Source organism: Neobacillus niacini, assembly GCF_036961885.1.
Taxonomy (GTDB): Bacteria; Bacillota; Bacilli; order Bacillales; family Cytobacillaceae; genus Neobacillus; species Neobacillus niacini_H.
Genome location: NZ_JBALNQ010000077.1, coordinates 1 through 2,244, shown reverse-complemented (window position 1 = coordinate 2,244; position 2,244 = coordinate 1). Strand labels below are relative to the sequence as shown.

General features: G+C 34.4%; 2 protein-coding genes. Both read left to right on the top strand.

Features of this window, described 5'->3' with window-relative positions; all coding sequences use genetic code 11:
* The first annotated feature begins 594 nt into the window (after positions 1–594).
* On the top strand, positions 595–1,401 hold the full coding sequence (locus tag V7124_RS24705; RefSeq protein ID WP_335494318.1) for an aldo/keto reductase: 807 nt from the start codon (positions 595–597) through the stop codon (positions 1,399–1,401).
* Positions 1,402–1,591: 190 nt separating this feature from the next.
* The gene (locus V7124_RS24700) at positions 1,592–1,798 is read left to right on the top strand and encodes a DUF5316 family protein (protein ID WP_335417915.1); all 207 of its coding nucleotides are present in this window, start codon (positions 1,592–1,594) and stop codon (positions 1,796–1,798) included.
* Positions 1,799–2,244: the final 446 nt, after the last annotated feature.

Below are 2,244 nucleotides of genomic sequence, written 5' to 3'. Positions count from 1 at the left end.
AGAAAGAAAGTTATATAGGAAACAAAACGGTTATCCAATATCACGACCAAAGATAGCTTGGTATGAAAAGTAAAATAGAGCCTCTTATTGAACTTCCATGAAAATAAAAACTGAAAAAGGGCATGAAAAACAGACCCAGAAAAACCAGTTTTTAAAAAAAGGCTGAGCTCTTGAAGGATCGAATATAAGGTTAGCTGGTAAATCAATTTAATACCCTTCTACTTAAAATGAAATCAGGTAAAGCTGGCGCAACAACCAGAAAAAGGATTAATCTCCCATGAGTGCTACCCCTAAAGGGCGCGACAGTCGGTGGTGCACCGTGGTCGTTGGAGTCAGACTAACGGATGGGCTCTATTGCACCATAGTTCATCGACCTTCCTCTCCCAGCCTTAGAACAAGTATGGACGGATTCAATACATTTTCATTCTTTGTGGTGAAGAGCTGGTTTTTAGCGATTCATGGATGGCTAACGGGGGCGTTGATCTAAATAGGATTAATACCTTCTCTCATATTGCCTTTTGAAAATTCTATAATTTGTTATGATGTACTTTGTAAGTAAAGTAATTAGAGTATACAGAGGGAGTGCTTTAAACTATGGATTACATAACACTTAATAATGGGTTAAAAATGCCAATTGTTGGTACAGGTACAAATACTTATGGAAAAGAAAATAACGAGTATAACGGGGCGTTAACAAATGAAATTCCTGAACTCGTATCAGCACTTGAGTTGGGTTACCGTTCAATAGACGCAGCCATCATTTATCGAAACGAAGAACTTGTCGGAAGAGTTTTAGCAGAAAGCACAGTGCCTCGAGAAGAGTTATTCATTACGACAAAAGTGCCAGGCAGCGAAGAATATATTTCTTCAAAGGAAGCTACTCGAGCAGCGATTGATAACAGTCTAAAAAACTTCCAAACAGACTATCTCGACCTGCTTCTTATTCACTTCCCAATCGAAGACAAAGGACAACTTAAAAACACTTGGGAAGTCTTTGAAGAATATTATGAAGCGGGCAAACTAAAAGCAATCGGCGTTTCAAACTTTGCAAAAAATCATCTAGATGAATTGAAAGAAATCGCTAAAGTGCAGCCAACTGTTAATCAAATACAAGTTAACCTAAAAGAACCTAACAGTGATCTCCTTGCCGTATTAAAAGACGAGGACATTACACCTGTGGCATGGGGACCTATGAAAGGTGAAGCCCATCAAAAAGAAGTTTTGGATGAAATCGGTAAAGCCTATAAAAAATCTGGTGCACAAGTCTTATTAAAATACCAAATCCAACGCGGTGTGATCGTTATTCCTAAATCTCACAACCGTGAAAATCAAGCATCTAATATAGAGCTTTTCGATTTCGTATTATCTGCAGAGGATATAGAAAAAATTGAAAACTTATAAATAGTTAGTCCTTCATCCTAGTGATATGAATAATATCGCTAGGATTTTATTTTTTCAAAGCAATGAGATTGGTATCATTTTTTATTGAACTAACGAAGCAGGATAGTGAAACAAGGAAACCTTGAATGAAACAATAAAAGTATTAATGCGTATATAATAATATAGCGTGTAGAAATAAGGGGGAATTATATTGATTCAATTTTTTCTAATTGTAGGTGTAGTGTGTATTCTTATATCAGGTGTTTCAATCGGAGCTTGGACAGATGGACAACAACAAAGAGCTAATTATTATACAGAAACAACTAAAGATAGACATTTCAAAACCAAAATTGGATTGTATACTGGTTTTGGGGGATTAATCTCATTAGGTATAGCTGGATTATTATATTTTTTATAAAAGAAAAAAAGGACTTAAAGACTGGTCCTTTATATACTTAAACATTTGGTTTACTGAAATTTTCTTCAAAGATTTTATTCCCCACCAAAGAATAACTGTCATTAAGGCACTTTCACATACACTTATACCAAGTACAAATAAAAGTCTTCCTAAATCCTCAAGTTCGTTAAATCCTTAAAGTTGAAGTTCCCAATTGGTAAAGATATTATTATATCCGATAAAAACAATTATTCCAGTAAATAGGAACGAATAGAACTTATTAATTTTAGGAAAGTATAATTCCATATCGTAACCTCCTTATATATACTTTACCATATTAATCCAATTATTTCTTAATAGAAAAATGAAGATTGTGAAAGTTTGTACTTAAAGTAACGGGTAGCGATACTTCAACAATGAGGTAATGCCAATTTCTTATAGAAGTAACGGAGCAGTGTAGTAATATA

What these genes read in the sequence shown, in the direction of transcription:
- V7124_RS24705 (WP_335494318.1), top strand. Translation starts at nt 595, where the DNA reads ATGGATTACATAACACTTAATAATGGGTTAAAAATGCCAATTGTTGGT.